This window comes from Lelliottia sp. EB106-05-01-XG201, assembly GCF_058791735.1.
On the sequence record NZ_JBYTDV010000001.1, the window covers coordinates 3,710,505 to 3,733,525 of the forward strand.

The 23,021-nt window shown below is 54.6% G+C and carries 19 protein-coding genes and 1 tRNA gene; 10 read left to right on the plus strand and 10 right to left on the minus strand.

Going from position 1 to position 23,021, the window contains the following annotated elements; all coding sequences use genetic code 11:
• Positions 1-10 precede the first annotated feature (10 nt).
• On the minus strand, positions 11-1,561 hold the full coding sequence (tssC, locus tag AC3WS9_RS17370) for a type VI secretion system contractile sheath large subunit (RefSeq protein ID WP_492489570.1): 1,551 nt from the start codon (positions 1,559-1,561) through the stop codon (positions 11-13).
• 35 nt (positions 1,562-1,596) lie between these two features.
• Positions 1,597-2,094, minus strand: a complete 498-nt coding sequence (tssB, locus tag AC3WS9_RS17375; RefSeq protein ID WP_285145295.1) for a type VI secretion system contractile sheath small subunit — start codon at positions 2,092-2,094, stop codon at positions 1,597-1,599.
• Positions 2,095-2,999: 905 nt separating this feature from the next.
• Here tssB and AC3WS9_RS17380 point away from each other — a divergent pair.
• The 9 genes from AC3WS9_RS17380 (at position 3,000) to AC3WS9_RS17420 (ending at position 14,635) form a co-directional block, all read left to right on the plus strand.
• Positions 3,000-4,016, plus strand: a complete 1,017-nt coding sequence (locus AC3WS9_RS17380) for an iron ABC transporter substrate-binding protein (RefSeq protein WP_285149858.1) — start codon at positions 3,000-3,002, stop codon at positions 4,014-4,016.
• Between the two features lie 25 nt (positions 4,017-4,041).
• Positions 4,042-5,616, plus strand: a complete 1,575-nt coding sequence (locus tag AC3WS9_RS17385) for an ABC transporter permease (RefSeq protein WP_492489573.1) — start codon at positions 4,042-4,044, stop codon at positions 5,614-5,616.
• Position 5,617: 1 nt separating this feature from the next.
• Complete coding sequence (locus AC3WS9_RS17390) at positions 5,618-6,643, plus strand: ABC transporter ATP-binding protein (RefSeq protein ID WP_492489575.1); 1,026 nt, start codon at positions 5,618-5,620, stop codon at positions 6,641-6,643.
• A 102-nt stretch (positions 6,644-6,745) separates the two neighbouring features.
• The gene (locus tag AC3WS9_RS17395; RefSeq protein WP_492489577.1) at positions 6,746-8,386 is read left to right on the plus strand and encodes an ATP-binding protein; all 1,641 of its coding nucleotides are present in this window, start codon (positions 6,746-6,748) and stop codon (positions 8,384-8,386) included.
• On the plus strand, positions 8,364-9,056 hold the full coding sequence (locus AC3WS9_RS17400) for a response regulator (protein ID WP_285145300.1): 693 nt from the start codon (positions 8,364-8,366) through the stop codon (positions 9,054-9,056). Before AC3WS9_RS17395 ends, AC3WS9_RS17400 begins: the two co-directional genes overlap by 23 nt.
• A 357-nt stretch (positions 9,057-9,413) precedes the next feature.
• Positions 9,414-9,896: a SymE family type I addiction module toxin gene (locus AC3WS9_RS17405; RefSeq protein ID WP_492489579.1), complete on the plus strand. Its 483-nt coding sequence runs from the start codon at positions 9,414-9,416 to the stop codon at positions 9,894-9,896.
• A 689-nt stretch (positions 9,897-10,585) separates the two neighbouring features.
• On the plus strand, positions 10,586-11,677 hold the full coding sequence (locus AC3WS9_RS17410) for an ABC transporter substrate-binding protein (RefSeq protein ID WP_282492738.1): 1,092 nt from the start codon (positions 10,586-10,588) through the stop codon (positions 11,675-11,677).
• A 125-nt stretch (positions 11,678-11,802) separates the two neighbouring features.
• Positions 11,803-13,572, plus strand: a complete 1,770-nt coding sequence (locus AC3WS9_RS17415; RefSeq protein WP_285154685.1) for an ABC transporter permease — start codon at positions 11,803-11,805, stop codon at positions 13,570-13,572.
• Complete coding sequence (locus tag AC3WS9_RS17420) at positions 13,565-14,635, plus strand: ABC transporter ATP-binding protein (RefSeq protein ID WP_492489582.1); 1,071 nt, start codon at positions 13,565-13,567, stop codon at positions 14,633-14,635. Before AC3WS9_RS17415 ends, AC3WS9_RS17420 begins: the two co-directional genes overlap by 8 nt.
• A gap of 63 nt (positions 14,636-14,698) precedes the next feature.
• Here the strand turns inward: AC3WS9_RS17420 and AC3WS9_RS17425 are convergent, their stop codons facing one another.
• From AC3WS9_RS17425 to proB, 5 genes are all read right to left on the minus strand, one after another.
• Positions 14,699-15,142 (minus strand): GNAT family N-acetyltransferase, encoded by a 444-nt coding sequence (locus AC3WS9_RS17425; RefSeq protein WP_492489584.1) that lies wholly within the window; start codon positions 15,140-15,142, stop codon positions 14,699-14,701.
• 210 nt (positions 15,143-15,352) lie between these two features.
• On the minus strand, positions 15,353-16,495 hold the full coding sequence (locus tag AC3WS9_RS17430) for a hypothetical protein (RefSeq protein WP_492489586.1): 1,143 nt from the start codon (positions 16,493-16,495) through the stop codon (positions 15,353-15,355).
• A gap of 252 nt (positions 16,496-16,747) precedes the next feature.
• A tRNA-Thr gene (locus AC3WS9_RS17435) sits at positions 16,748-16,823 on the minus strand.
• A gap of 111 nt (positions 16,824-16,934) precedes the next feature.
• Positions 16,935-18,188 carry a glutamate-5-semialdehyde dehydrogenase gene (proA, locus tag AC3WS9_RS17440; protein WP_492489588.1) on the minus strand — a complete coding sequence of 418 codons (1,254 nt, stop codon included), beginning with the start codon at positions 18,186-18,188 and terminating at the stop codon, positions 16,935-16,937.
• Positions 18,189-18,198: 10 nt separating this feature from the next.
• Positions 18,199-19,302 carry a glutamate 5-kinase gene (gene proB / locus AC3WS9_RS17445; RefSeq protein ID WP_285145324.1) on the minus strand — a complete coding sequence of 368 codons (1,104 nt, stop codon included), beginning with the start codon at positions 19,300-19,302 and terminating at the stop codon, positions 18,199-18,201.
• A 306-nt stretch (positions 19,303-19,608) separates the two neighbouring features.
• On the opposite strand from proB, the gene phoE reads away from it, so the two are divergent.
• Positions 19,609-20,661 (plus strand): phosphoporin PhoE, encoded by a 1,053-nt coding sequence (phoE, locus tag AC3WS9_RS17450; RefSeq protein ID WP_282492746.1) that lies wholly within the window; start codon positions 19,609-19,611, stop codon positions 20,659-20,661.
• A 72-nt stretch (positions 20,662-20,733) separates the two neighbouring features.
• Here the strand turns inward: phoE and crl are convergent, their stop codons facing one another.
• The 3 genes from crl to gpt form a co-directional block, all read right to left on the minus strand.
• Positions 20,734-21,135 carry a sigma factor-binding protein Crl gene (gene crl / locus AC3WS9_RS17455; RefSeq protein ID WP_282492747.1) on the minus strand — a complete coding sequence of 134 codons (402 nt, stop codon included), beginning with the start codon at positions 21,133-21,135 and terminating at the stop codon, positions 20,734-20,736.
• Positions 21,136-21,192: 57 nt separating this feature from the next.
• Complete coding sequence (gene frsA, locus AC3WS9_RS17460; protein WP_285145325.1) at positions 21,193-22,437, minus strand: esterase FrsA; 1,245 nt, start codon at positions 22,435-22,437, stop codon at positions 21,193-21,195.
• Positions 22,438-22,546: 109 nt separating this feature from the next.
• On the minus strand, positions 22,547-23,005 hold the full coding sequence (gene gpt, locus AC3WS9_RS17465) for a xanthine phosphoribosyltransferase (protein WP_282492749.1): 459 nt from the start codon (positions 23,003-23,005) through the stop codon (positions 22,547-22,549).
• Positions 23,006-23,021: the final 16 nt, after the last annotated feature.

Genomic DNA, 23,021 nt, shown 5'->3' on the forward strand with positions numbered 1-23,021 from the left:
GGACATCGCCTTAAGATTTCGCTTTCGGCATCTGGGAAACCAGCGACAGGTTGACGTCCATTCCTTCCACCTGGAAGTGCGGCACGGCGTACAGTTTCACGCGGAAGAAGCCCGGGTTGTCTTCGATGTCTTCCACCAGCACTTTCGCGTCGCGCAGCGGGTGAGACGCCTGCAGCTCATCGCCCGGATCGGTCATTTCAGTGACCAGACCACGTACCCAGGTGTTCAGCTCGAGCTCCAGCAGACGGCGGTCTTTGGTGGTGCCGATGTTTTCACGCTGGATCAGTTTCAGGTAGTGGGCGATACGCGACAGCAGGAAGATGTACGGCAGACGGGCGTTGATACGGCTGTTGGCGGTCGCATCAGCGGTGTCATACAGCGCAGGTTTCTGGGTGGAGTTCGCCGAGAAGAAGCACGCGTAATCGCGGTTTTTGTAGTACGACAGCGGGATGAAGCCGAGGTTGGCGAATTCAAATTCGCGGGTTTCCGGAATCATCACTTCTGACGGAATTTTCACCTGGTTGCCGGTACCGAGATCGTACAGGTGGATTGGCAGGTCTTTCACTGCGCCACCGGCCTGCGGGCCGCGGATCTGCACGCACCAGCCGTTGTTGATAAAGCTTTTCACCATGTTGGCGGCGAAGGCAAACGAGGCGTTGGTCCACAGATATTTATCGTGATCCGGACCTTTCACTTCTTCGACGTAGTTGAAGCTGCGCACAGGAACGGTATCCGGACCATACGGCAGACGGCCCAGCACGCGCGGCATCACCAGACCGATATAGCGGGAGTCATCGGTCTCACGGAAAGATTTCCACTTGATGTACTCGGCGCGATCGAAGTAGTTACCGATGTCTTTGATGGCGGCTACTTCTTCCATCGAATCTTTGAGGAAGAATTTCGGGCCAGCGGAGCCGATAAACGGCATGTGCGCCGCGGCAGAGACTTTGGACAGGTTGCGCATCAGCGCCACGTCCTGCGGGCTGGCATCGAATTCGTAGGCAGAGATCACTGCGCCAATCGGCTCGCCGCCCGGGGTGTCGTATTCTGCGATGTAGGTCTGCTTGTAGAGGCCGCTCTGAATGATTTCCGGGGAGTCTTCGAAATCCTGACGCAGCTCGTCTTTGGAGAGATCCAGAATTTCCAGTTTCACGTTCTGACGGAAGTCGGTTTTATCGACCAGGTGTTTCAGACCGCGCCAGACGGATTCGATTTTCTGGAACTCGTCGTTGTGCATCACTTCATCAAGCTGACGGCTGATCTGGAAATCGAGCTCGGCGATGTGGTGGTCGAGCAGGGTTTTATCCAGTTTTTCGACGGTCTGACCGGATTTTTTCAGGCACTGCATGAAGACCTGCACCGCCGCGGTCACGCGCGCGTCGGCAGAGGTTTCCGCCATCACATTATTGTCCTGGAAACCATCCAGTTCACCGAGTTCAGAGACCGGCGTTAAATTGATTTTTTCGAACAGAGAGGCGTATACACCGCCCTGTGGCAGTGTTTTTTCCACGGTCATGCCGCCAGCATGAGCCTGGGATTCGTTATTAAGAGACATAAGCATTTTACTCGTAATTATTCCGTTAATAGTTTCCAGTATTAAGCCTGGATCGGGGCGAGTGCATTTAACTCATTACGCAGTTCGTCGCTAAGGGCAGGGTCTTTCAGAATCTTTTCCAGTTCTTTCCGGAAAGTGACGTTATCCAGCAAGTTGGATTTCAAATCACGCAGCAAATTGCGCATCGCCAGCATCGCGCGCAGCTGTGGGATTTGGCGGGCCACCTGCTCAGGTTCAAAATCTTTCATATCCTGGAATTGCAGGCGGATATTTTCTTCTGAACCATCGCTTGCCAGCGTGTTTTTTACGGTGAGATTGATTTCGGGATTCAGTTCGGACAGTACGCTGTTGAAATTATTCTTATTAACGTTGATTTTTTCGCGTTCAGACAGCGGGCCTTCGGCCTTGCCGTTACTGAAATCGCCTACACTCAATAACTTAAGAGGGAGTTCTACTTTTTTCTGCGCGCCGCCGGTGTGCAAATCTAAGCGAATATTAACGCGCGCCTTGGGGATTTCCGATTGAAATGAATCTGCCATGATATATTTTTCTCCTGAATAAATTTATCTATAAATATAGATAGAGCACTCACGTAAATATTGGAGCTTCTTTTTACCAGCAATCAATTTCAAGGTAAAGGATACATAACCGCTTTTAATATTTTAGCGGAGCTAAAGAACTATTCAATTTTCATGAAGAATGCCGTCAAATCAGGCTTCCGAAGAAACAAACAAAGAAAATTCCTAAGACAAATAACGCTGCTCCATAATAAAAATAGGAATATTCACAAAATATATATATCAAAAATCTTATGCTTGAAATATGTATGTATTTTACGTCATTACCTGGTTGAGTTTTGGCAGGGTAAGCCTGACAGGGGATGAAGGCTTACCATCATAATGACAAAGGGATGAGTATTAGGTTTGAATAACCTCGCAATAAAGGTGATGCAAAGTTATCAAATTGTTATCGAAGGTCACCTTTCTCGTGATTCTGAATAAAGAGTGCGCAGCATTATTCTGTAGCTTAATTCTGTTGTACTGGCACTTACATCTGCACCCTGCGGAAGGGTGTTTGCAACGATTATCTGGCATTTCAGCGCCACCTTTCGCCGTTTAGGGGCCTGACAGCTGTTAAAACCGTTAAGAGTCTGAAAAAACACATTCGGTCAATAAATGACTGAATCGTCTATTAAAAACACAGATCGCCTCGAGACTCGATCGGTATGGCAAAATAATTTCCCGTTCTTAAGTTTTTTTTAATCTTTCCCACCACCACACTCGGCAAACTGGTGTTTTATGCCGTAAAAACGGTGTTCCCCCCGATTTCGCTGTCTTATTTATAAGTGATAATAACTTTCATTATCATCCAATAATAATTGTGCTGTAATCCGCCTCGTTATGCTTTCTGGTGCTAATGACTCACTTTTATGAAGGATTAACTTATGAAATTTGGCGTATCGTCTTTGTGCTCCCTCGCGATGATGACCTCCTCGATGCTGCTGTCGCCGCTGGCACTGGCAGCCGATAACAACGAAGGTATCGTGGTGTATAACGCGCAGCATGAGAACCTGGTGCAGGCGTGGGTGGATGGCTTTACCAAAGAAACCGGCATCAAAGTGACGCTGCGTAACGGCGGCGACAGCGAGCTGGGTAATCAGCTGGTGCAGGAAGGCAGCGCGTCTCCTGCTGACGTGTTCCTGACCGAAAACTCCCCGGCGATGGTGCTGGTCGATAACGCTAAATTGTTCGCGCCGCTGGATGCCGCGACGCTGGCTCAGGTCGCCCCGGCTTACCGCCCGGAACATGGCCGCTGGACGGGCATTGCAGCCCGCAGCACCGTGTTCGTCTACAACCCGGCGAAACTCTCTGAAGCACAACTCCCGCACTCGCTGATGGATCTGGCGAAACCGGAGTGGAAAGGTCGTTGGGCGGCGTCTCCGTCAGGCGCTGATTTCCAGGCGATCGTCAGCGCCGTGCTGGCCCTGAAAGGGGAAAAAGCGACGCTGGAATGGCTCAAAGGGATGAAAACCAATTTCGTGGCCTACAAAGGCAACAGCACGGTGATGAAAGCGGTGAATGCCGGGCAGATTGACGGCGGCGTGATCTATCACTATTACCGCTTTGTCGACCAGGCGAAGACCGGTGAAAACAGCAAAAACACCCAGCTCCACTACTTTAAACATCAGGATCCAGGTGCGTTCGTCAGCATCTCTGGCGGCGGCGTGCTGGCTTCCAGCAAGCACCCTGAACAGGCTCAGGCCTTTATGAAGTGGGTCACCGGCAAAGCGGGCCAGGAATCTCTGCGCACCAACGACGCGTTCGAATATGCGGTGGGTGTGAATGCCGCGTCCAACCCGAAACTGGTTCCGCTCAAGGATCTGGATGCGCCGAAAGTCGAGGCGTCATCGCTGAACAGCAAAAAAGTGATCGACCTGATGACGCAGGCTGGCCTGCTTTAATCGTAACGAACGTGGTGAGTGCTGAATGTCCGTTGTGAATGTTTCCGAAAAATCTATCGCGCCGCGGCCGGTCTCAACGCATCGTCCCGCGCCCGTGATGGTGATAATGGCCGTGGTGTTTTCGCTGCTGTCGCTGATCCCCCCTGCCTTCATCGTTTACATCGGTTTTGACACGGGCTGGGAAACCGTTAAAGCACTCATCTTTCGTCCGCGTGTTGCTGAGCTGCTCAGCAACACGCTGTTATTGGTCCTGGTGACCGTGCCCCTGTGCGTGTTTGTGGGGGTACTGCTCGCCTGGCTGACAGAACGAACCACCCTCGCGGGCCGTCGGCTCTGGTCGATGCTGGCGGTTGCACCGCTCGCCATTCCGGCGTTCGTGCAAAGCTATGCCTGGGTGAGCGCCGTCCCCTCGATTCACGGTTTGAGCGCAGGCGTTTTCCTTTCTGTGCTCGCCTATTACCCCTTTATTTATCTTCCGGTCGCCGCGGTGCTGCGCCGTCTGGACCCGACGCTCGAAGATGTGGCGGCCTCATTAGGCACGCCGCCCCTGCGCGTCTTTTTTCGCATTGTCCTGCCGCAACTCCGGCTGCCGGTGTGGGGCGGCGCCCTGCTGGTCGCGCTGCATCTTCTGGCGGAGTACGGGCTGTATGCCATGATCCGCTTCGACACCTTTACCACCGCTATTTACGACCAGTTCCAGTCGACGTTCAGCGGCCCGGCGGCCAATATGCTGGCGGGCGTGCTGGCCCTGTGCTGCCTGGCGATCCTGACGCAGGAAGGGGCCACGCGCGGCAAAGCACGCTATGCGCGCGTCGGGGCCGGTGCGCCTCGCGAACAAAAACGCTGGCAGCTGAATGTCCTCTTCCAGGCACTGGGTCAGATGTTTGCCTTTGCGGTGATCCTGCTGGCTTTTGTGGTGCCTCTGGCGGTACTCAGCCGCTGGCTGTGGCTGGGCGGCATTGAGAACTGGAATCAGGCCAATCTGTGGATGTCGCTCCAGCAAACGCTGGTGCTCGCCGCCAGCGGCGCGGCATTAACGCTGCTTGCCAGCGTGCCCATTGCGTGGCTCTCGGTGCGTCACCCTCGCCCGCTGTTCCGCATGCTGGAAGGCTGTAACTATTTTACCAGTTCGCTGCCCGGCATCGTGGTGGCGCTGGCGCTGGTCACGGTGACCATCCATTACGCGCGCCCCATCTACCAGACCGAAATCACACTGTTCCTGGCGTACCTGCTGATGTTCGCCCCACGCGCGCTGATCAACCTGCGCGCGGGCATCGCTCAGGCCCCCGTTGAGCTGGAAAATGTGGCCCGCAGCTTAGGCAAAACGCCCGCCGCCGCCCTGTGGAGCGTGACGTTGCGCCTTGCCGCGCCCGGCGCTGCCGCCGGGGCCGCGCTGGTTTTCCTGGGCGTCTGCAATGAACTCACCGCCACGCTGCTGCTCTCCCCCCTCGGCACCCGCACGCTGTCGACCGGGTTCTGGGCGCTGACCAGTGAAATTGATTATGTCGCCGCAGCGCCTTATGCCCTGCTGATGATCCTTATCTCGCTGCCGCTCACCGGCATTCTCTACGTGCAGTCACAAAAACTGGCAGGGTTGTAAGATGATTGAGTTATCGAACATTTCGAAAAAATTTGACCAGACCACCGTGCTGGACGACCTGAGCCTGAAAGTGGAGGCCGGAAGCAGAACGGCGATCGTCGGGCCTTCGGGTTCCGGTAAAACAACCCTGCTGCGTATTCTTGCCGGGTTTGAAACCCCGGATGCCGGGCAGATCGTGCTGGGCGAACGGGTGCTTTTCGACCAGAACACCTTTATCCCCGCTCATGAGCGAGGCATTGGTTTTGTGCCGCAGGAAGGGGCGCTGTTTCCGCACATGAAAGTGGGGGACAACATCGCCTACGGCCTGAAAGGTTCGAAGGAAGAAAATCGCCAGCGCGTGGCGGAGCTGATGGCGCTGGTCTCTCTCGATAACCGTCTCGCCTCCCACTGGCCGCATGAGATTTCCGGCGGTCAGCAGCAGCGCGTGGCGCTGGCCCGCGCGCTGGCGCAAAAACCGGCGTTGATGCTGCTGGATGAGCCCTTTTCGGCGCTCGATACCGGCCTGCGTGCCGCCACGCGCAAAGCCACGGCGGATCTGCTGGAGCAGGCCGGTGTCGCCACGATTCTGGTGACGCACGATCAGCAGGAAGCGCTGTCGTTTGCCAGCCAGATTGCGGTCATCCGCAACGGACGTTTTACTCAGGTCGGCTCGCCGGTGGAGGTCTATTCCCGGCCCGTAGATGAAGAGACCGCGCTGTTTCTCGGTGACGCGTTGATTTTCCCGGCGCAGGTGAACGGCGGCGTGGCGCGGTGCTGTCTGGGCGATGTGCCGGTAAGTCATCCGCAGCAAACGGGCGACCGACGCATAATGCTGCGCCCGGAACAGCTGATGATCACGGCTGACCACCCGCAGCCGACAGCGACGATCTGCGAAGTGGATTTTACCGGTCAACTTTCGACTCTGACCTTAATGTCCCCGGACTGGCCAACGGCGCTGCAGATCAAAACCCTGAGCCAGCAGCACTGGCAGAAAGGGGCGTCGGTCAGGGTGATGATTCAGGGCCAGGCGTGCGTGTTAGCCTCCTGAAGTCTTAGCCAGGTTCACAACTCTGCAACATCCTGATTCCGGGGCTTCTGCCCCCATGTTAGGCTGCGAAAATGTCCTCTGGCCCTTTTTGTTGCAGGTCATATGAAACCCAGACTCCCTTTTCAGGTGAAGCTTTTTCTGTCGCTGGTGCTCTTTTCCTGCCTGCTGTTGGCGATACTGGGCGGGATTTTGTATCACGTCATCGACAAGCAACTGCACCACGATTTAGGCCAGCGCGCCCGCGTGCAGGCCAGCGAAATTGCCCTGATGCCGGGTCTGGCAGAGAAAGTGGCGGCCCGCGATCTCCAGGGCATCGCCCGCATGATCCAGCCGCTGCGCGAGCAAAGCGATGCCAGCTATTTTGTGATTGGCGATGTGAACGAGCAGCATCTGTATCACTCTGAATCGCCGGAGCGCCTGAACCTGCCGATGATTGGCGGTGATAACGCCGAGGTGCTGCGCGGCAAAACCATTATCTCGATGCGCCAGGGCGGGATTGGCGTGTCGCTGCGCAGTAAAGCGCCCATTTTCAATGCTCAGCATCAGGTGATCGGCATCGTCTCCATCGGCTATCTCACCTCTTACATCGCCAACATTAACGCCCGCCTGCTGTGGCAGGCAGCGTTTTATGGTCTGGCGCTGCTGTTGCTGCTGTTTCTCTTTTCGTGGATGTTTACCCGCAACGTGAAAAAGCAGATGTTCTGGCTGGAGCCGAAAGAGATTGCCCTGCTGGTCCGGCAACAAAAAGCGCTGCTGGAGGCGATGTACGAAGGGGTGTTTGCCGTCAACGCCGAGCGGCAGCTGATTCTGATTAACCGGGCCGCGCGGGAGTTGCTCGATTTGACCCAGTCCGAAGAGAAGCTGATCGGCAAACCGCTGGAGCAGGTGGTGCATCTCCCCCCGGCTTTTTTCGCCGATAGCGGGATGGCGCAGCACGATCAGATTACGGTGCTGAATCAGAAGCAGATGATCGTCAACCGCGTGGCGATCGCGCTCGATCCGAACGAAGCCAACGGCTGGGTGTTTAGTTTTCGCGATAAAAATGACATCAACACCCTGAGCAGCCAGTTGAGCCAGGTCCGGCGTTACGCCGACAACCTGCGCATCATGCGCCACGAGCAGCTGAACTGGACCGCCACGCTGGTCGGCCTGCTGCAAATGCAGCGCTATGAGGATGCGATCCGCTACATTCAGGCCCAGTCGGAAGGCGCGCAGAAGGTGCTGGATTTTGTCTCCTCGCGCTTTACCTCCCCGGCGCTGTGCGGGCTGCTGCTGGGGAAATACGTCAGCGCGCGGGAAAAAGGGATTGAGCTGCAGTTTGATCCCGTCTGCCAGCTGATGCGCATTCCGCCGGGGATCAGCGAAACGGCGCTGATGTCGGTGATCGGTAATCTGCTGGATAACGCCGTCGACGCCACGCTGAAAACGCCCCAGCCCCGCGCCCCCGTCGAACTCTATATTTCGGACCGCAATCGGGATCTGCTGATTGAAGTCGCCGACCAGGGCAGCGGCGTGGAAGATGCCCTCAAGCCGCATCTGTTTGAGCAGGGCGTGACCAGCAAACCGCAAGGCGAAGAACCGGCGGGGGTCGAGCACGGAATTGGTCTCTATCTGGTGGCAGGCTATGTGGAAGGGGCCGGTGGCAGTATTGAAGTGACGGACAACACGCCGCAGGGCACGCTGTTTTCGGTGTTCATTCCTTTTGAGACAGGAGGAGTCCATGACGCACAGCCAGCCGCTTGATGTCGTCATTGTGGAAGATGAGCCGCACCTTGCCGGGCTGCATCGCGAGTATATCGAGCAGAATTTCCACCTGCGCGTGGTCGGGATCGCGGGGACGATTGAGGAGGCCCGCGCCCTGTTGCAGCGCCACCAGCCGCGGCTGATCCTGCTCGATAACTATCTCCCGGACGGCCAGGGCGTGGACCTGATTGACAGCCCGTTGCTGAAAAGCTTCGAATGCTCGGTGATTTTTATCACCGCCGCCAGCGATATGCAGACCTGCAGCCACGCCATGCGCAGCGGGGCGTTTGATTACCTCATCAAACCGGTCTTTTTCCAGCGCCTGCGGGCGTCGCTGGAGCGCTTTATGCTGCTGGTCCACACCCTACGCCAGCAAAAAGTGGTGGATCAGCACGCGCTGGACAAGCTGTTTAATCTCCCCGCCGCCGACACTTCCGCGGTACCATCAACCAAAGGCATCGAACCCAATACCCTCGAGCGAGTGAAACAGGTTTTCACCGACGATCCCGACACCCACTGGTCCGTGGAACAGGTGGTGGAAAAAACCGGCATCAGCAAAACCACCTGTCGGCGTTACCTGGAATATTGCGTGGAAGCGAAGTTGATTAGCGCGGAGCTGCAATATGGCAGCATCGGGCATCCGCGCAGGTTGTACCGAAAAGTGCCATAACAACCGCCCGGTGGCGCTGCGCTTACCGGGCCTACGTTTCATGTCCTTGTGGCTTTTGTAGGCCGGGTAAGGCGCAGCCGTCACCCGGCAATTCGCGGGCACCGTTCAGCCATTCCTGCAACCGTTACATTCCCCTGCACTTTTCGCTGAAGCGCCCTCGCATTTAACAATATTGCCCATAATGACAGCGCCTGTATTTATATCCAGCAAGGTAGAATAGGCACGCACGCAATTAACAAGGTTCGAACCAGGGAATTAAAAGAAAGGCATTAAAGTTACGTAATTAAGAAGACGCAGCGCAAAGGTGCTAGAACACCTTCACGCCGCTAACCACAAACAACTTAGAAGGAGTTATTTATGGCTGTTCAGAAGTGTATGCCAGATCCCATCGTGGCCCAAACAGATCTTCCGGAATCACAGGCTAATGATCGTTTCCCCGAGGTGACTCGCAAAACCAGCGCCCGGCGTCTGCACGGAAAAGCGCCTGATGCCGCCACGATCCACCCAAGAGCCGACACTCCGGAATCCAGCGCCGCCTGCTGCGAGCTGCATTCGCGGATCCGCCAGAGCTATATTCCCCTTCAGGGCGAATGGCTAAAGAGAGCGGGGTTTTTCGACGAAATGCCGGTCAAAATCCGCGTCATGCCGGACTGCATCGTCATCACCCCGCAAAATACCCGCGAGCTGTGGGGTTGCCTGGAAGGTCTTAGCTTCATTGATATTAACCAGCACAGAGTCGCCACCTGGCTCAAAACCTTCCCTTATCCCCTGAACGATACCGGCAATATCCCGGTGATCCGCCGTAAACCAGAGGATGGTTTGATTCGTGGAGGGAGTTGACGGGTATGCTCCCGGCCTGAGGGCCGGGAGGTTTTGAGTAGGGGGTGTGGCTTTTTTGAGCGAGGAAGGGATGCTTCACTTCTTACGACTCATTCATAAATTGAGTTAAAAATACAATTCCCGCCAGGCATTTACCGTTGCAGCAATTGCTGATGCTCAAAAAACCATGACGCCACCGTTTCCATAAACATTTTTTCATCGCATGCTTTAAGCTGTGGATGCCAGTATGCGGCCGGAAGTGACGTTTCAGGACATTACAGCATGTCTATAGATATTCGTGTTAATCAGCATGATGAGGACAAGCTGTATTAATTACTCCGCCTCCCCACTGAACCAGAACCCCCACCATTCCCCTTAAGGCATCCGCTGCACTGTTTAAAACATCCGCCCGGTGGCGCTGCGCTTACCGGGCCTACAAGGTCATCACGCTTTTGTCGGCCGGGAGGTTTGGGATGGGCGGTTTAAAATAACCGCCTGCGTTTCGTGTCCTTGTGGCTTTTGTAGGCCGGGTAAGGCGAAGCCGCCACCCGGCAAAAAACCAATCACCCGTGGTTTCTATGGTGTTAATTGCTAAAAAAAGGCCAGCAATCACACTTCGGCAACTGAGCCCGCTCCACCCTATTGTCTGAAAATCGCCATCCGCTATGTTGAGTTTTGACTAATAAAATGTAACTGAAAGGTTAATTACAATGTCGAACACAACATTCCGTATTTCTCTGCTTACCGCTACTGTGCTGTTCTCTGTCTCCGCCCTGTCCGCGCTGCCGCAAGGCTATCCGGCGGACTATCAGAAAGTCGTCGATGCCGCGACCAAAGAGGGCAAAGTGGTGATCTACTCCACCACCGATACCAAAGCCGCCGGGCCGCTGATTAAGGGTTTTGAGGCGACCTATCCGGGCATCAAAGTTGAATACAACGATATGAACAGTACCGAACTGTACAACCGTTTTATCAGCGAACAGGCGTCCGGCAGCGGGAGCGGCGATGTGGTCTGGAGCTCTTCTATGGACACCGGCCTGAAGCTCGCCACCGACTATGCCATGGAGTACAAATCGCCTGAGCAGAGCCAGCTGCCAAAATGGGCGGTATGGAGCGACAAAGCCTATGGCACCACCTACGAGCCGGTGGTGTTTATCTATAACAAGCGCATGATCCCGGCGAACGAAGTGCCGGATTCCCACGCCGCGCTGGCAAAACTGATCGCCAGCCAGACCGATAAATTCAAAAGCAAAGTCACCACCTACGATATCGAGAAATCGGGCCTCGGCTTTATGCTTTCGGTGCAGGATTCCAAAGCCGATCCGAACTACTTCAAAACCCTGGCTGACGTCGCCAAAGGCGGTTTAGCCGTGCAGTCCTCCACCGGCACCATGATGGAACGCGTCTCCTCCGGCGAAAACCTGATTGGCTTTAACATTCTGGGCTCTTACGCCGAAGCGCGTGCGAAAACAGACCCATCGCTCGGCATTTCGTATCCGAAGGATTACACCCTGGTGCTGTCACGCGTGTCGTTCATCAGCCAGCAGGCGCAAAACAGCAACGCTGCGAAGCTGTGGTTTGACTATGTACTGTCGGAGAAAGGCCAGAGCATTCTGGCGAACCAGGCCGACATCCCGTCCATCCGTAACGATATCGAAGGCAAAAACGACATCGACGGCATGACCAAAATGCTGGGCAATGCCCTGAAGCCGATTCCGGTGGATGAAAGCCTGCTGGAATACCTGCAGCCGAAAAAACGCCTCGATTACATCAAACAGTGGCGCGAAGCGGCAGGTAAATAACCTCACTGCGTCTGATTGCCCGGTGGCGGCTCACGCCTTACCGGGCCTACAAAAAGTTGGCCGGATAAGCGCAGCGCATCCGGCAACCCATGTCGTTCCTCAGGGTCAACAGCCAGGGAAACCCTATGCAAGCCTTACAAAGAAAATGGCAAAGCCTGCCACGCGGCGTGGTGGTGTTGATCACGGCGCTGGTGATCTACATCCCTTTGTCGTTCATCGTGATACAAAGTTTCTTATCCGCGCCGTTCTTTTCCCCGTCGAAAGAGTGGAGCCTGGAGTCATTTGGCTTCATTTTCACCGACCCGGATTTTTATAAAGCGCTGAGAAGCGGATTTATTCTCGCCTTCGGCCTGGTCGCGATCGCCATTCCACTCGGGGGCGTGCTGGCCTTTCTGATGGTGCGAACCGACCTCCCCGGACGCCGTCTGATCGAGCCGCTGATCCTCGTGCCGATCTTTGTCTCGCCGATGGTCCTCGGCTTTGGCTACGTGGTGGCCGCAGGTCCGGTGGGGTTCTTCTCCCTGTGGGCGCAGTCGCTGATCGGCTTCGTGCCGTGGAACATCTACGACATGTCGAGCATCGTGGTGATTGCCGGGCTGACCCACGTTCCGCACGCCTATCTGTATATCTCCTCGGCGCTGCGCAGCGTCGGGTCCGATGTGGAAGAAGCCGCGCGTATCGCCGGGGCGTCGCCGTTGCAGGTGATGACCGCCGTCAGCCTGCCGATGGTGCGCCCTTCGATTCTCTACGCCGTCGTGCTGCTGTTTTTCCTCGGGCTGGAAGTGTTCGGCCTGATGCTGGTGCTCGGCGATCCGGAAGGCAACATGGTGCTGGCGACTTACCTGTACCAGCTGACCAATAAACTCGGCACGCCGTCTTACCATCTGATGGCCGCCGTCGCGGTGGTGCTGATCTGTATCACCATCCCGCTGGTGATGCTCCAGCGCCGCCTGATGCGTACCGCCAACCGTTTTGTCACCATGAAAGGCAAAGCCTCTCAGGCACGTGCGTTACCTCTCGGCAAATGGCGCTGGGTCGCCGGTGCCGTCGTCGCCTTCTGGCTGACGGTGACGATTGGCGTCCCGCTGCTGGGCGTGGTGCTGCGCGCGTTTATCTCCAACTGGGGCGTGGGCGTGTCAATCTGGGATGAGCTGTCGATCAACACTTTCCGCACCATCTGGCAGCAGCCAAACCTGCTGCGTGCGATCGTCAACTCGATGGCGATTGGCGTGTTCGGCGGCGCGCTGGCGGTGGTTTGCTATCTGTTTATCGGCATCGCCATGCACCGTAAACCGGACAACACCACGCGCTTCCTCGATTACAGCGTGCTGGTACCACGCGCGGTGCCGGGCCTGCTCGCCGGTCTGGCGTTCCTGTGGGTGTTCCTGTTCCTGCCAATGTGGCTGGATAACGCCCTGAAAACGGGCTGGCTTTCCGGGATGCCGTGGTCGCAGTGGCTGCGCGATAACCTGATTGTCTGGCTGCGATCGCTTCGCAGCACCATCTTCAGCGTCTGGCTGGCCTACACCGTGGTGTGGATGGCTTACGGTCTGCGACTCATCTCCTCCACGCTGCTGCAGGTGGCGCCGGAGCTGGAAGAAGCGGCGCGCAGCACCGGGGCCACGCGCGGGCAGATCACCCGCCACGTGACGATCCCGCTCTCCCGCTACGGTCTGATTGGTTCGTGGCTGTTGATGTTCCTGATTTTCGAGCGTGAATATTCTACCGGCGTGTACCTGCTTTCGCCGGGCACGGAGACCATTGGCTCGATGCTGGTTTCCCTGTGGGCGGCAGGCGCGATTGATATCGTGGCCGCGCTCTCCTTTATTAACATCCTGCTGGTGGTCGTCGGTCTTGGTATTGCCCTTCGTTTTGGAGTCAAATTACATGATTGAGTTAACGGTCGAGAATCTGCATTTAACCTACGGCGACAATCCGGTGTTGAAGGGTGTGTCCATGAACCTGAAGCGCGGCGAAGTGGTGTCGCTGCTGGGGCCATCGGGGAGCGGCAAAACCACGCTGCTGCGCGCCGTCGCCGGGCTGGAAAAACCCACTCAGGGCGCGATCGTCATCGGTAACAACAAAGTGTATGACGGAACGCCACGCAGCGAAGTGCCCGCCGAAGAGCGTAATCTCGGGCTGGTGTTTCAGTCCTACGCCCTGTGGCCGCATAAAACGGTGTTTGAGAACGTGGCCTACCCGCTGAAACTGCGTAAAGTGCCGGCCAAAGAGATCACCCAGCGGGTGCAGGATGTGCTGGATCAGCTCGGGCTGGGTCATCTGGGCAAACGCCATCCGCATCAGCTTTCCGGTGGTCAGCAGCAGCGCGTGGCGATTGGCCGTGCGCTGGTTTATAACCCGCCGGTGATCCTGCTGGATGAGCCCCTGTCGAACCTCGACGCCAAGCTGCGTGAGGAAGCCCGCGTGTTCCTGCGCGAGCTGATCATCAAGCTCGGGCTGTCGGCGCTGATGGTGACGCACGATCAGAATGAGGCGATGGCGATTTCTGACCGCATCCTGCTGCTCAACAACGGCAAAATCGAGCAACAGGGCACGCCGCAGGAGATGTACGGTTCGCCAAAAACGCTGTTTACCGCCGAGTTTATGGGGAGCAACAACCGTCTGCACGGCAAAATTACCGACGTGCGCGACGGCAAAGCGCGCATCGAAGGCAGTGGCTGGTCCCTGTGGGGCAAAGCTGCTGAGGGTGTGCAAAGCGGCCAGGAAGGCACGGCGGTGATCCGCGTCGAACGCGTGGCGTTAGTCGACGGGCCAGGGGAAAATCAGTTCGAACTCCCGCTGCTGACCAGCATGTATCTCGGCGATCGCTGGGAATACCTGTTCCGCACGAGCGGCGATGATTTTGTGATCCGCGCCTATGGCACTGAGGTTCGCGATCCGCAGCATTGCCACCTGGCGTTACCGGAAAAGCACGTCTGGATTTTCCCGAAAGGGTGATGATGAAAGGGAGCGGTTATGTCGCTCCCTTTTTGCAGGAAATTTGATTCTGGGTTGTAGTGGTCATCGGGTTTGTTTCAGATAAACCATATCACGTAACTGTATGCCGCCCTCAAAGATAGGATGATCATAATTATCGATAAAGAAATCCGTCACCCGATGGGACTCAACAAACCCACAACGTTGATAGAAATCAAGGGTAGAAGGCACATCGCCGGTACCGACATACATGGTGTTAAAAGACGTAAAGTAGGTTTTTTTCAGGAATTCGATCATAGCCTTGCCGTATCCCTTTCGTTGGGATGCAGGATCGGTCGCGATATTTTTCAGTTCACACTCGTGGCTGTTTAACGCCAGAACGACGGCAATGCATTTCACGCCATTATCATCCAGCTTGAACATCCGCCCTGCGTCGAGATAGCGATCGATCATATCCTCCTGCTCATCGCCTAAGAGAAGGAGTTCAAGGTAGTCTTTTTTGTTATGTAATACTTCCTGGATGAGCATGGGGGTTTCCTTGTTGGCTTGTTCCACTTAAAAAATGGCATCAGTCTTTAAGTTAATACTATAAATAAACAACTCTTTTTTATTCAAAGAAAATTCAACTCATAGACAGATATATAATCAAAAACCGCCTCCCTCACTTCAGAGAGAGACGGCCTTATATTCAAAAAACCTTAAATATAAAAAATTAAAATAAAAAGTTGACAGCATCAATCAAAGTGAATTTCTTTTCGCCCCATCAATCTCTTCCTGGCAAACCTCATCATTTGTAAATAAGTACTCGAGGTAAATATAACCTTGTTCAGAACTATTCGCTCTGGCTCCAATTGAGATAGCATGAATGTTATTTTTAAGCGGCGTCTCTTTTGTTCCTTTCCACGTAGCAGATAAGAAGCGTTCTTTTTTGTTTAGTCCCATCATCCAGTCTTGAGGTTCTTTCCAGATTGAACCCGCCAATAAAAGGTCAGTACTCTCAGCCTTTCCATAGAGCGTAGTTAAAGAATTGGTCAAATCTTCAAATTTGGATTTAAGAGCAATTCCATAGCTATCAGTATCAATGTTTTTACCCACAGCCCTGATTTCACATAAGCCCACTTTCGGCGAAATCAGCAAACCATACATTTCAAAATCAGCATTTTGCTTTGGTAACTTATCGGAAGTATACAGATTCACGCTGTCAGGAAGAGGCTTGAGCTTTGCACCGATCATATCTTCTATATTTTTCTGTGTCAGACCAGCTTCTAAGCCAAACGGACCTTCTGCTGGAGGCAGCAAAGCAGGTTGTTCTTGAGGCGCTTTAGCCGTTGCCTCCAACCCTGGGTTATTTTTGGAGATATTATCTTGTGCTGGTGCCAACTTGACTTCAGCGAGGCCATATTTCGCTGTGAGGTATTTTTGCTGGAGCATTGCCATACTCTGCTCTTCTGTGGCAACAGTTGATAATTTAAGTGCCTGTATTAACCCACCGCTATACTGACTGGCATCTGCCTTAGCTTCGTTGATTTTTACATTGAGGTTACCAATTTCATTTTTAATTGAGTCAGCAAGTTCAAGATCGGGTTTTACCCCAGATATGACGACGTCAATTTTGGCTCCGGATTCAACAGCATTAATTCGCTGCTCCAAAAGAGCCTTATTAGTTCCTAATATTTCCAGTCTTGCCGTAGTCAGATTCTTTATCAATCCACCCGAAAATTGTTTTTCAAGATCTTTCGCTGCGGAAATTTCCCCCTCAGTTTGGGACAATTCGGCTTTCAGAGCAGCAATTTCTTGTTTTTGTTCTGGAGTCAACTCTTGTGGCCCACATCCAGTTAACATCGTTATGCCCACTAACGTTGCAATCAAAGTTTTTTTCATATCCCTATCCCAGATAAAAAAGTACAGATTAATCCTATCAGGAAGCCAGCGACAATTGAACATTCGACTTTGCCCCATAATCGCTTTACAAAGAAACCTTGGTTAAGCTCTACGAGCTAATCGAAAAGGGCATACCTTAAATGAAGTCATAAACAAGTCATCCCGAGATCCCAAAAGAATAGGAAAGGGCTACAAGCTAGAGTATGAAGGTTGCAGAAGACTAGAATTAACTTTTTGAGATGCTTGCTTGAATGGTGCCGATAATAGGAGTCGAACCTACGACCTTCGCATTACGAATGCGCTGCTCTACCAACTGAGCTATATCGGCCCTGAGAGGCCGGTTACGAGTGTAACCACGGGGCAAAAGGTTAAAACTAACGGGGTGATGCGTCAATGGCCTTGAGAATCAAATGCCTATTTTTGCATCACCCTCGTTTATTTACGCACGAATCGTATCATCACCGAAGCCGATCCACTTGTAGGTGGTCAGCGCTTCCAGACCCATTGGGCCGCGGGCGTGCAGTTTTTGCGTGCTGACCGCCACTTCGGCACCCAGCCCAAACTGGCCGCCGTCGGTGAAGCGCGTTGAGGCGTTGACGTAGACCGCCGAAGAGTCCACTTCATTGATAAAGCGATCGGCGTTGCGCAGGGTGCGAGTCAGAATCGCGTCGGAGTGCTGCGTGCCGTGGGCGCGAATGTGGGCGATGGCATCGTCCAGATCGGCGACCACTTTCACGTTCAGATCCAGCGACAGATACTCGTCGTCATACTGTTCCGCTTTGACCGCTTCCACTTTGGCGGGGCCATCTTTCAGCAGTGCCAGCGCGTTGTCATCCGCATGCAGCGTCACGCCGCTCTCGGCCATTTGCTGACTTAGCGCAGGCAAGAACGTCTTTGCGATACCCTGATGCACCAGCAGTGTTTCAACGGTGTTGCAGGTGCTCGGACGCTGGGTTTTAGCATTGACGATAATCTTCAGCGCTGGCGCGAATTCGGCGCTCTCATCCACCAGGATATGACACACGCCAATCCCGCCGGTGATCACCGGAATGGTCGACTGTTCGCGGCACAGCTTGTGCAGACCCGCGCCGCCGCGTGGGATCAGCATGTCGATATATTTGTCCATGCGCAGCATTTCATTGACCAGCGCGCGATCCGGGCTCTCGATGGCCTGAACCGCACCCGCTGGCAGACCGCACTCTTCCAGCGCCTGCTGGATGACTTTCACGGTCGCCGCGTTGGTGCGCCATGTCTCTTTCCCGCCTCGCAGAATGGCCGCGTTACCCGTTTTCAAGCACAGGGATGCGACGTCGACAGTCACGTTCGGGCGCGCTTCATAAATCACGCCGATGACGCCGAGCGGCACGCGGCGGCGTTCGATGCGCAGGCCACTGTCGAGCAGCCCGCCGTCAATCACCTGCCCAACCGGGTCGGCCAGATTACAGACCTGACGCACGTCGTCGGCGATGCTTTTCAGGCGCGCAGGGTTCAGCGCCAGACGATCGAGCATCGCCTCGCTCAGGCCGTTGTTGCGCGCTTCAGCTAAATCCTGCTCGTTGGCGAGTAAAATTTGCGGCGACTGAGCTTCCAGATAGTCAGCGATTTTTTCCAGAACGCGGTTTTTCTCGCGGCTGGAAAGGAGCGCCAGTTTATAAGAGGCGGCTTTGGCAGCTGCGCCCATTTGTTCCAGCATGATTGGCTCCTTAGCGAATGATCATATCGTCACGATGCACAGCAACCGGGCCATATTCGTAGCCCAGAATTGCGTCGATTTGCTGTGAATGATGCCCGGCAATGCGTCTCAGCGCGTCGCTATTGTAGCGGCTAACGCCGTGGGCAATATCGCGACCTTCAAGATTGCAGATACGAATCACTTCACCACGGGAGAAGTTGCCTGTCACGCTTTTAATTCCTTTCGGAAGTAATGAACTCCCTCTTTCCAGAATCGCTGAGGTCGCCCCTTCATCCACGGTGATTTCACCGGCTGGCGGTGCGCCAAAGATCCAGCGTTTGCGGTTTTCCAGGGGGGAAGCCTGAGCGTGGAAACGGGTGCCGACAGAGAGGCCTTCCATCACGTCGCCAATCACGCCCGGACGGCTGCCCGCAGCGATGATAGTGTCGATCCCCGCGCGACAGGCGACATCGGCGGCCTGCAGCTTGGTACCCATTCCGCCGGTGCCCAGCCCGGAAACGCTGTCTCCGGCGATGGCGCGCAGGGCGTCGTCGATGCCGTGCACATCTTTAATCAGCTGTGCTTCCGGATTGTTACGCGGGTCGGCAGTGAACAGACCCTGCTGATCCGTCAGCAGCAGCAGTTTATCCGCACCGGCCAGAATCGCCGCCAGTGCCGAGAGGTTATCGTTATCGCCGACTTTGATTTCAGCCGTCGCCACCGCGTCGTTCTCGTTAATGACCGGAACGATGTTGTTATCCAGCAGCGCACGCAGGGTGTCGCGCGCGTTCAGGAAGCGTTCCCGGTCTTCCATGTCGGCGCGAGTGAGCAGCATCTGCCCAATGTGAATGCCATAGATAGAGAACAGCTGTTCCCACAGTTGAATCAGACGGCTTTGCCCGACCGCGGCCAGCAGCTGTTTAGAGGCGATGGTGGCGGGGAGTTCGGGGTAGCCCAGATGTTCACGCCCGGCGGCAATCGCCCCTGACGTAACAATCACAATACGATGACCTGCGGCATGAAGCTGTGCGCACTGGCGGACAAGTTCAACAATGTGGGCGCGATTAAGGCGGCGCGATCCGCCTGTTAAAACACTGGTACCGAGTTTTACGACCAGCGTCTGGCTGTCACTCATGATTCTCTGCCATTCAACAATAAGGGAAAATGATGTCAATCAGACGTTTTAACAGGACTCAGCGCCGTTGCCAACTGCTGGCGCACTGAGCACGCCACTTTGTTGCGCGGGATCAGGAAGCGTAGCGGCAGATTTTGACAGATTTATGACTGAAAAAATAAAACATACTTTTTTAAACATATTCTTACTTTGTCATAAAACCTTCACCCGCAGACGATAAAACCCTTCCTGTTTTTCACGGGGTAATAAGCCGAATCTTATTGCTCAGCGAATATTAGCGCGTTTTATAAAACATCAGGATTGAAAATGAAAAAGAGCACTCTGGCATTAGTGGTAATGGGCGTAGTGGCTTCCGCATCTGTACACGCAGCTGAAGTTTATAATAAAAACGGTAATAAACTGGACGTGTACGGCAAAGTAAAAGCAATGCATTACCTGAGTGATGACGATACTAAAGACGGCGACCAGACTTACGTCCGTTTTGGTTTTAAAGGCGAAACCCAAATTAACGATCAGCTGACCGGTTATGGCCGTTGGGAAGCTGAATTCTCCGGCAATAAAGCCGAGAGCGATTCCACACAGAAAACCCGTCTGGCCTTCGCGGGTGTGAAGCTGAAAGACTTCGGCTCCTTCGACTACGGTCGTAACCTCGGCGCACTGTATGACGTGGAAGCCTGGACCGATATGTTCCCGGAATTCGGCGGCGACTCTTCCGCGCAGACCGATAACTTCATGACTAAGCGTGCCACCGGCCTTGCGACCTATCGCAACACCGACTTCTTCGGCGCGATCGATGGCCTGGACATGACCCTCCAGTACCAGGGCAAAAACGAAGGTCGCGATCCTAAGAAACAGAACGGTGACGGCTTCGGCACCTCTCTGACTTACGATTTCGGCGGCAGCGATTTCGCCGTCAGCGGCGCGTACACCAACTCTGACCGTACCAACGCGCAGAATCTGCTGGCACGCGGCGAAGGCGATAAAGCGGAAGCCTGGGCGACCGGTCTGAAATATGACGCCAACGATATTTACCTGGCGGCGATGTATTCTGAAACCCGTAATATGACCCCAATTTCCGGTGGCTTCGCCAATAAAGCGCAGAACTTCGAAGTGGTAGCACAATATCAGTTCGATTTCGGTCTGCGTCCTTCCCTGGGCTATGTCCAGTCCAAAGGTAAGGATATTGAAGGTATCGGCGATGAAGACATCGTGAAATACATCGACGTCGGCGCGACCTATTATTTCAACAAAAATATGTCCGCGTTTGTTGATTATAAAATCAACCAGCTGGACGACGATAATAAACTGGGCGTGAGCAGCGATGATATCGTTGCCGTTGGTATGACCTACCAGTTCTGATATTGGATAAAAAAGAACCCGGCGCGAAAATGGCCGGGTTTTTTATTGTCTGTCGCTTAGGCGGGTAAAGCGTTAAGCGGAGAGCTTAACCTGCTGGTTAGTGAAGTCATCAGCCGGTTCGAGCTTTAAATCCAGCGTCGCCAGCAGTTCGCGCGCTCTGTCGTGGAAACCACGCAGGGTCAATTCCAGACGATCGATCACTTCCTGATCTTTGATAGTTGTCGCTTCCCAGTGGCCATCTTTGTTAAACAAACCAAAGTGATAGCTATAAGTAAAACGCTTCTCTTCCGCGTTCATCTCCATCCACCAGCCCCAGAACTCCCGTTTTTCGGGTGCAGGCTTCACGTTGACGCAAACAGCCAGGCAGTCGAAAAAAAAGCGATTCTCTTCACACTGCTCTTCTCGAATATACGGGCCAAGAGCCATGAACTTCTTAATCAGTCTACTTTTCGGGTGTCCACTCGGTAACGTCATTGCGATCTCCTTTTGTGAAGCCACTGTTTTACCAAACCATCAAAATTTAGCAATCTATTAACACAATCTCTGGGTGATCCAGCGTGTAATCTCGTTCAATGCTTTGTCAAAATTCTGATACACCGGGCTGAAGGGTATCTCGAGCAGCTTGCCATCCGAAGATGACGAGGTGATTAAACGCGACTCCTCTTCCGGGCTGAAGGGATCGTTCTTCCAGAAGCCGGACAGCATCGGCGTTGGGCAACGACGCCCGAGCAGACCCTGCGTTTTGAGGGAATAGCGATTCAGCTCCACGCGCAGCGCTTCGTCTGACGCATCATGCATGCCAAGGCGGCTGGCGAGGACGTCGAGATACATCTCCGGGACGCTTCCCTGACGCGTCGGATCGCTCAGCAGCGCATGGACAACTGGCCCCAGACAGGCCACCGCTTTCAGGCGCGACGATTCGAGATACGCCAGACGCACCGCGACGTTAGCACCAAACCGGAAGCCAAACGCCGCCACGCGGGTGTGATCCACCCAGGGAATATTCTCCAGCGCTTTTAACGCATGCTGGTGCAATAAACTGGAGTCCTGCGTCAGCTTCCACTTCGAGGAAAAACCGATCGACGGCATATCCAGCGTCAGCATCGCGACCCCTTTTGGTGCGAAGTAGCGCTCAAACAGGCTGAAATAATCAATTTGCAGAGAGTCCAGACCACCGCACATCATCACCGTCGGGAACGGGCCTTCGCCTGGCGGCATGTGCAGGAATCCAGTGACCGGCGCGCCGCCGGGAATGGTGAACTCGATTTCGCGGACGTTGCACGGCAAACGCTGGGCGGCTTCTTCATACGCGCGATTCGCCAGCGCCTGCGCCTGTTCCGCGAGGTCGTCGCCCTTCAGATGTGGATAAGCAGCGATGCTGTAGAGGTTGGCGGCGTGGAGCCAGTGCTTGCCGCTGAGGGTTTGGTCCTGCTCCTGGGAGGCTTTTTGCTGCCAAATCATCGCCTGAGAGGCCCACTCGTAGATCCAGTTGCCGCCGCGATAACCGACCACCGTATCGTAGAGATCGCTGTCGGTGCGATCGGCCTCGCTCATGACGATGCGCGCCTGCACGTCGAGAATTTCACGGGCATCAATGCCGCGCCAAATCCACATCAGACGGTTAATCATGCGATACCAGTGCGGCACGTTTTTGCCGTCCAGGGCGGACTGCACAGCAGGCTGAGTGCCAGGGTTGAAGCGACGAACAAGCGTCGACGTTTCCGGGTGTTTGAAACGAGGTTTGAACAGGGTTTCGCTAAGATTCGCCTGGGTCATTGCGCGCTGCCTCCATGATTACGTCACATAGAGTCCATTGTAACGCGCTGGAGGCTAAAAAAAACAACGCCCGGCATCACCGGGCGTTAAAAATAATTTCGTTCTGTCATTAACGGCCAGAAATCGGCGGCACGAAGACCACGCCCATATCCCACGGCTGCTCAATCCAGGTGTCCTGCGGGATGTCGATCACGTAGTCGTCAACCAGCGGCTTACCAGCCGGTTTGGCGAAGATGGTGACGAAATGCGCTTTTGGATACATATCGCGGATCGCAACCGCGGTACCGCCGGTGTCCACCAGATCGTCGATGACGATGAAGCCTTCGCCGTCGCCTTCAGCGCGTTTCAGCACGGTCAGCTCGCGCTGGTTATCGTGGTCATAGCTGGAGATGCAGACGGTATCGACATGGCGAATACCCAGTTCACGCGCCAGCAGTGCGCCCGGTACCAGACCGCCACGGCTCACGGCAATAATGCCTTTCCACTGTTCAGAAGGCATCAGGCGTGCAGCCAGTTTGCGCGCGTGAATCTGCAACATGTCCCAGGTGACGACGTATTTTTCGCTCATGTGATGTCCCAGCCTG

Bases quoted from the DNA above. Each gene is read 5' to 3' on its own strand.
- tssC (WP_492489570.1), bottom strand. From the start codon at position 1,561: ATGCTTATGTCTCTTAATAACGAATCCCAGGCTCATGCTGGCGGCATG.
- tssB (WP_285145295.1), bottom strand. From the start codon at position 2,094: ATGGCAGATTCATTTCAATCGGAAATCCCCAAGGCGCGCGTTAATATT.
- AC3WS9_RS17380 (WP_285149858.1), top strand. From the start codon at position 3,000: ATGAAATTTGGCGTATCGTCTTTGTGCTCCCTCGCGATGATGACCTCC.
- AC3WS9_RS17385 (WP_492489573.1), top strand. From the start codon at position 4,042: ATGTCCGTTGTGAATGTTTCCGAAAAATCTATCGCGCCGCGGCCGGTC.
- AC3WS9_RS17390 (WP_492489575.1), top strand. From the start codon at position 5,618: ATGATTGAGTTATCGAACATTTCGAAAAAATTTGACCAGACCACCGTG.
- AC3WS9_RS17395 (WP_492489577.1), top strand. From the start codon at position 6,746: ATGAAACCCAGACTCCCTTTTCAGGTGAAGCTTTTTCTGTCGCTGGTG.
- AC3WS9_RS17400 (WP_285145300.1), top strand. From the start codon at position 8,364: ATGACGCACAGCCAGCCGCTTGATGTCGTCATTGTGGAAGATGAGCCG.
- AC3WS9_RS17405 (WP_492489579.1), top strand. From the start codon at position 9,414: ATGGCTGTTCAGAAGTGTATGCCAGATCCCATCGTGGCCCAAACAGAT.
- AC3WS9_RS17410 (WP_282492738.1), top strand. From the start codon at position 10,586: ATGTCGAACACAACATTCCGTATTTCTCTGCTTACCGCTACTGTGCTG.
- AC3WS9_RS17415 (WP_285154685.1), top strand. From the start codon at position 11,803: ATGCAAGCCTTACAAAGAAAATGGCAAAGCCTGCCACGCGGCGTGGTG.
- AC3WS9_RS17420 (WP_492489582.1), top strand. From the start codon at position 13,565: ATGATTGAGTTAACGGTCGAGAATCTGCATTTAACCTACGGCGACAAT.
- AC3WS9_RS17425 (WP_492489584.1), bottom strand. From the start codon at position 15,142: ATGCTCATCCAGGAAGTATTACATAACAAAAAAGACTACCTTGAACTC.
- AC3WS9_RS17430 (WP_492489586.1), bottom strand. From the start codon at position 16,495: ATGAAAAAAACTTTGATTGCAACGTTAGTGGGCATAACGATGTTAACT.
- proA (WP_492489588.1), bottom strand. From the start codon at position 18,188: ATGCTGGAACAAATGGGCGCAGCTGCCAAAGCCGCCTCTTATAAACTG.
- proB (WP_285145324.1), bottom strand. From the start codon at position 19,302: ATGAGTGACAGCCAGACGCTGGTCGTAAAACTCGGTACCAGTGTTTTA.
- phoE (WP_282492746.1), top strand. From the start codon at position 19,609: ATGAAAAAGAGCACTCTGGCATTAGTGGTAATGGGCGTAGTGGCTTCC.
- crl (WP_282492747.1), bottom strand. From the start codon at position 21,135: ATGACGTTACCGAGTGGACACCCGAAAAGTAGACTGATTAAGAAGTTC.
- frsA (WP_285145325.1), bottom strand. From the start codon at position 22,437: ATGACCCAGGCGAATCTTAGCGAAACCCTGTTCAAACCTCGTTTCAAA.
- gpt (WP_282492749.1), bottom strand. From the start codon at position 23,005: ATGAGCGAAAAATACGTCGTCACCTGGGACATGTTGCAGATTCACGCG.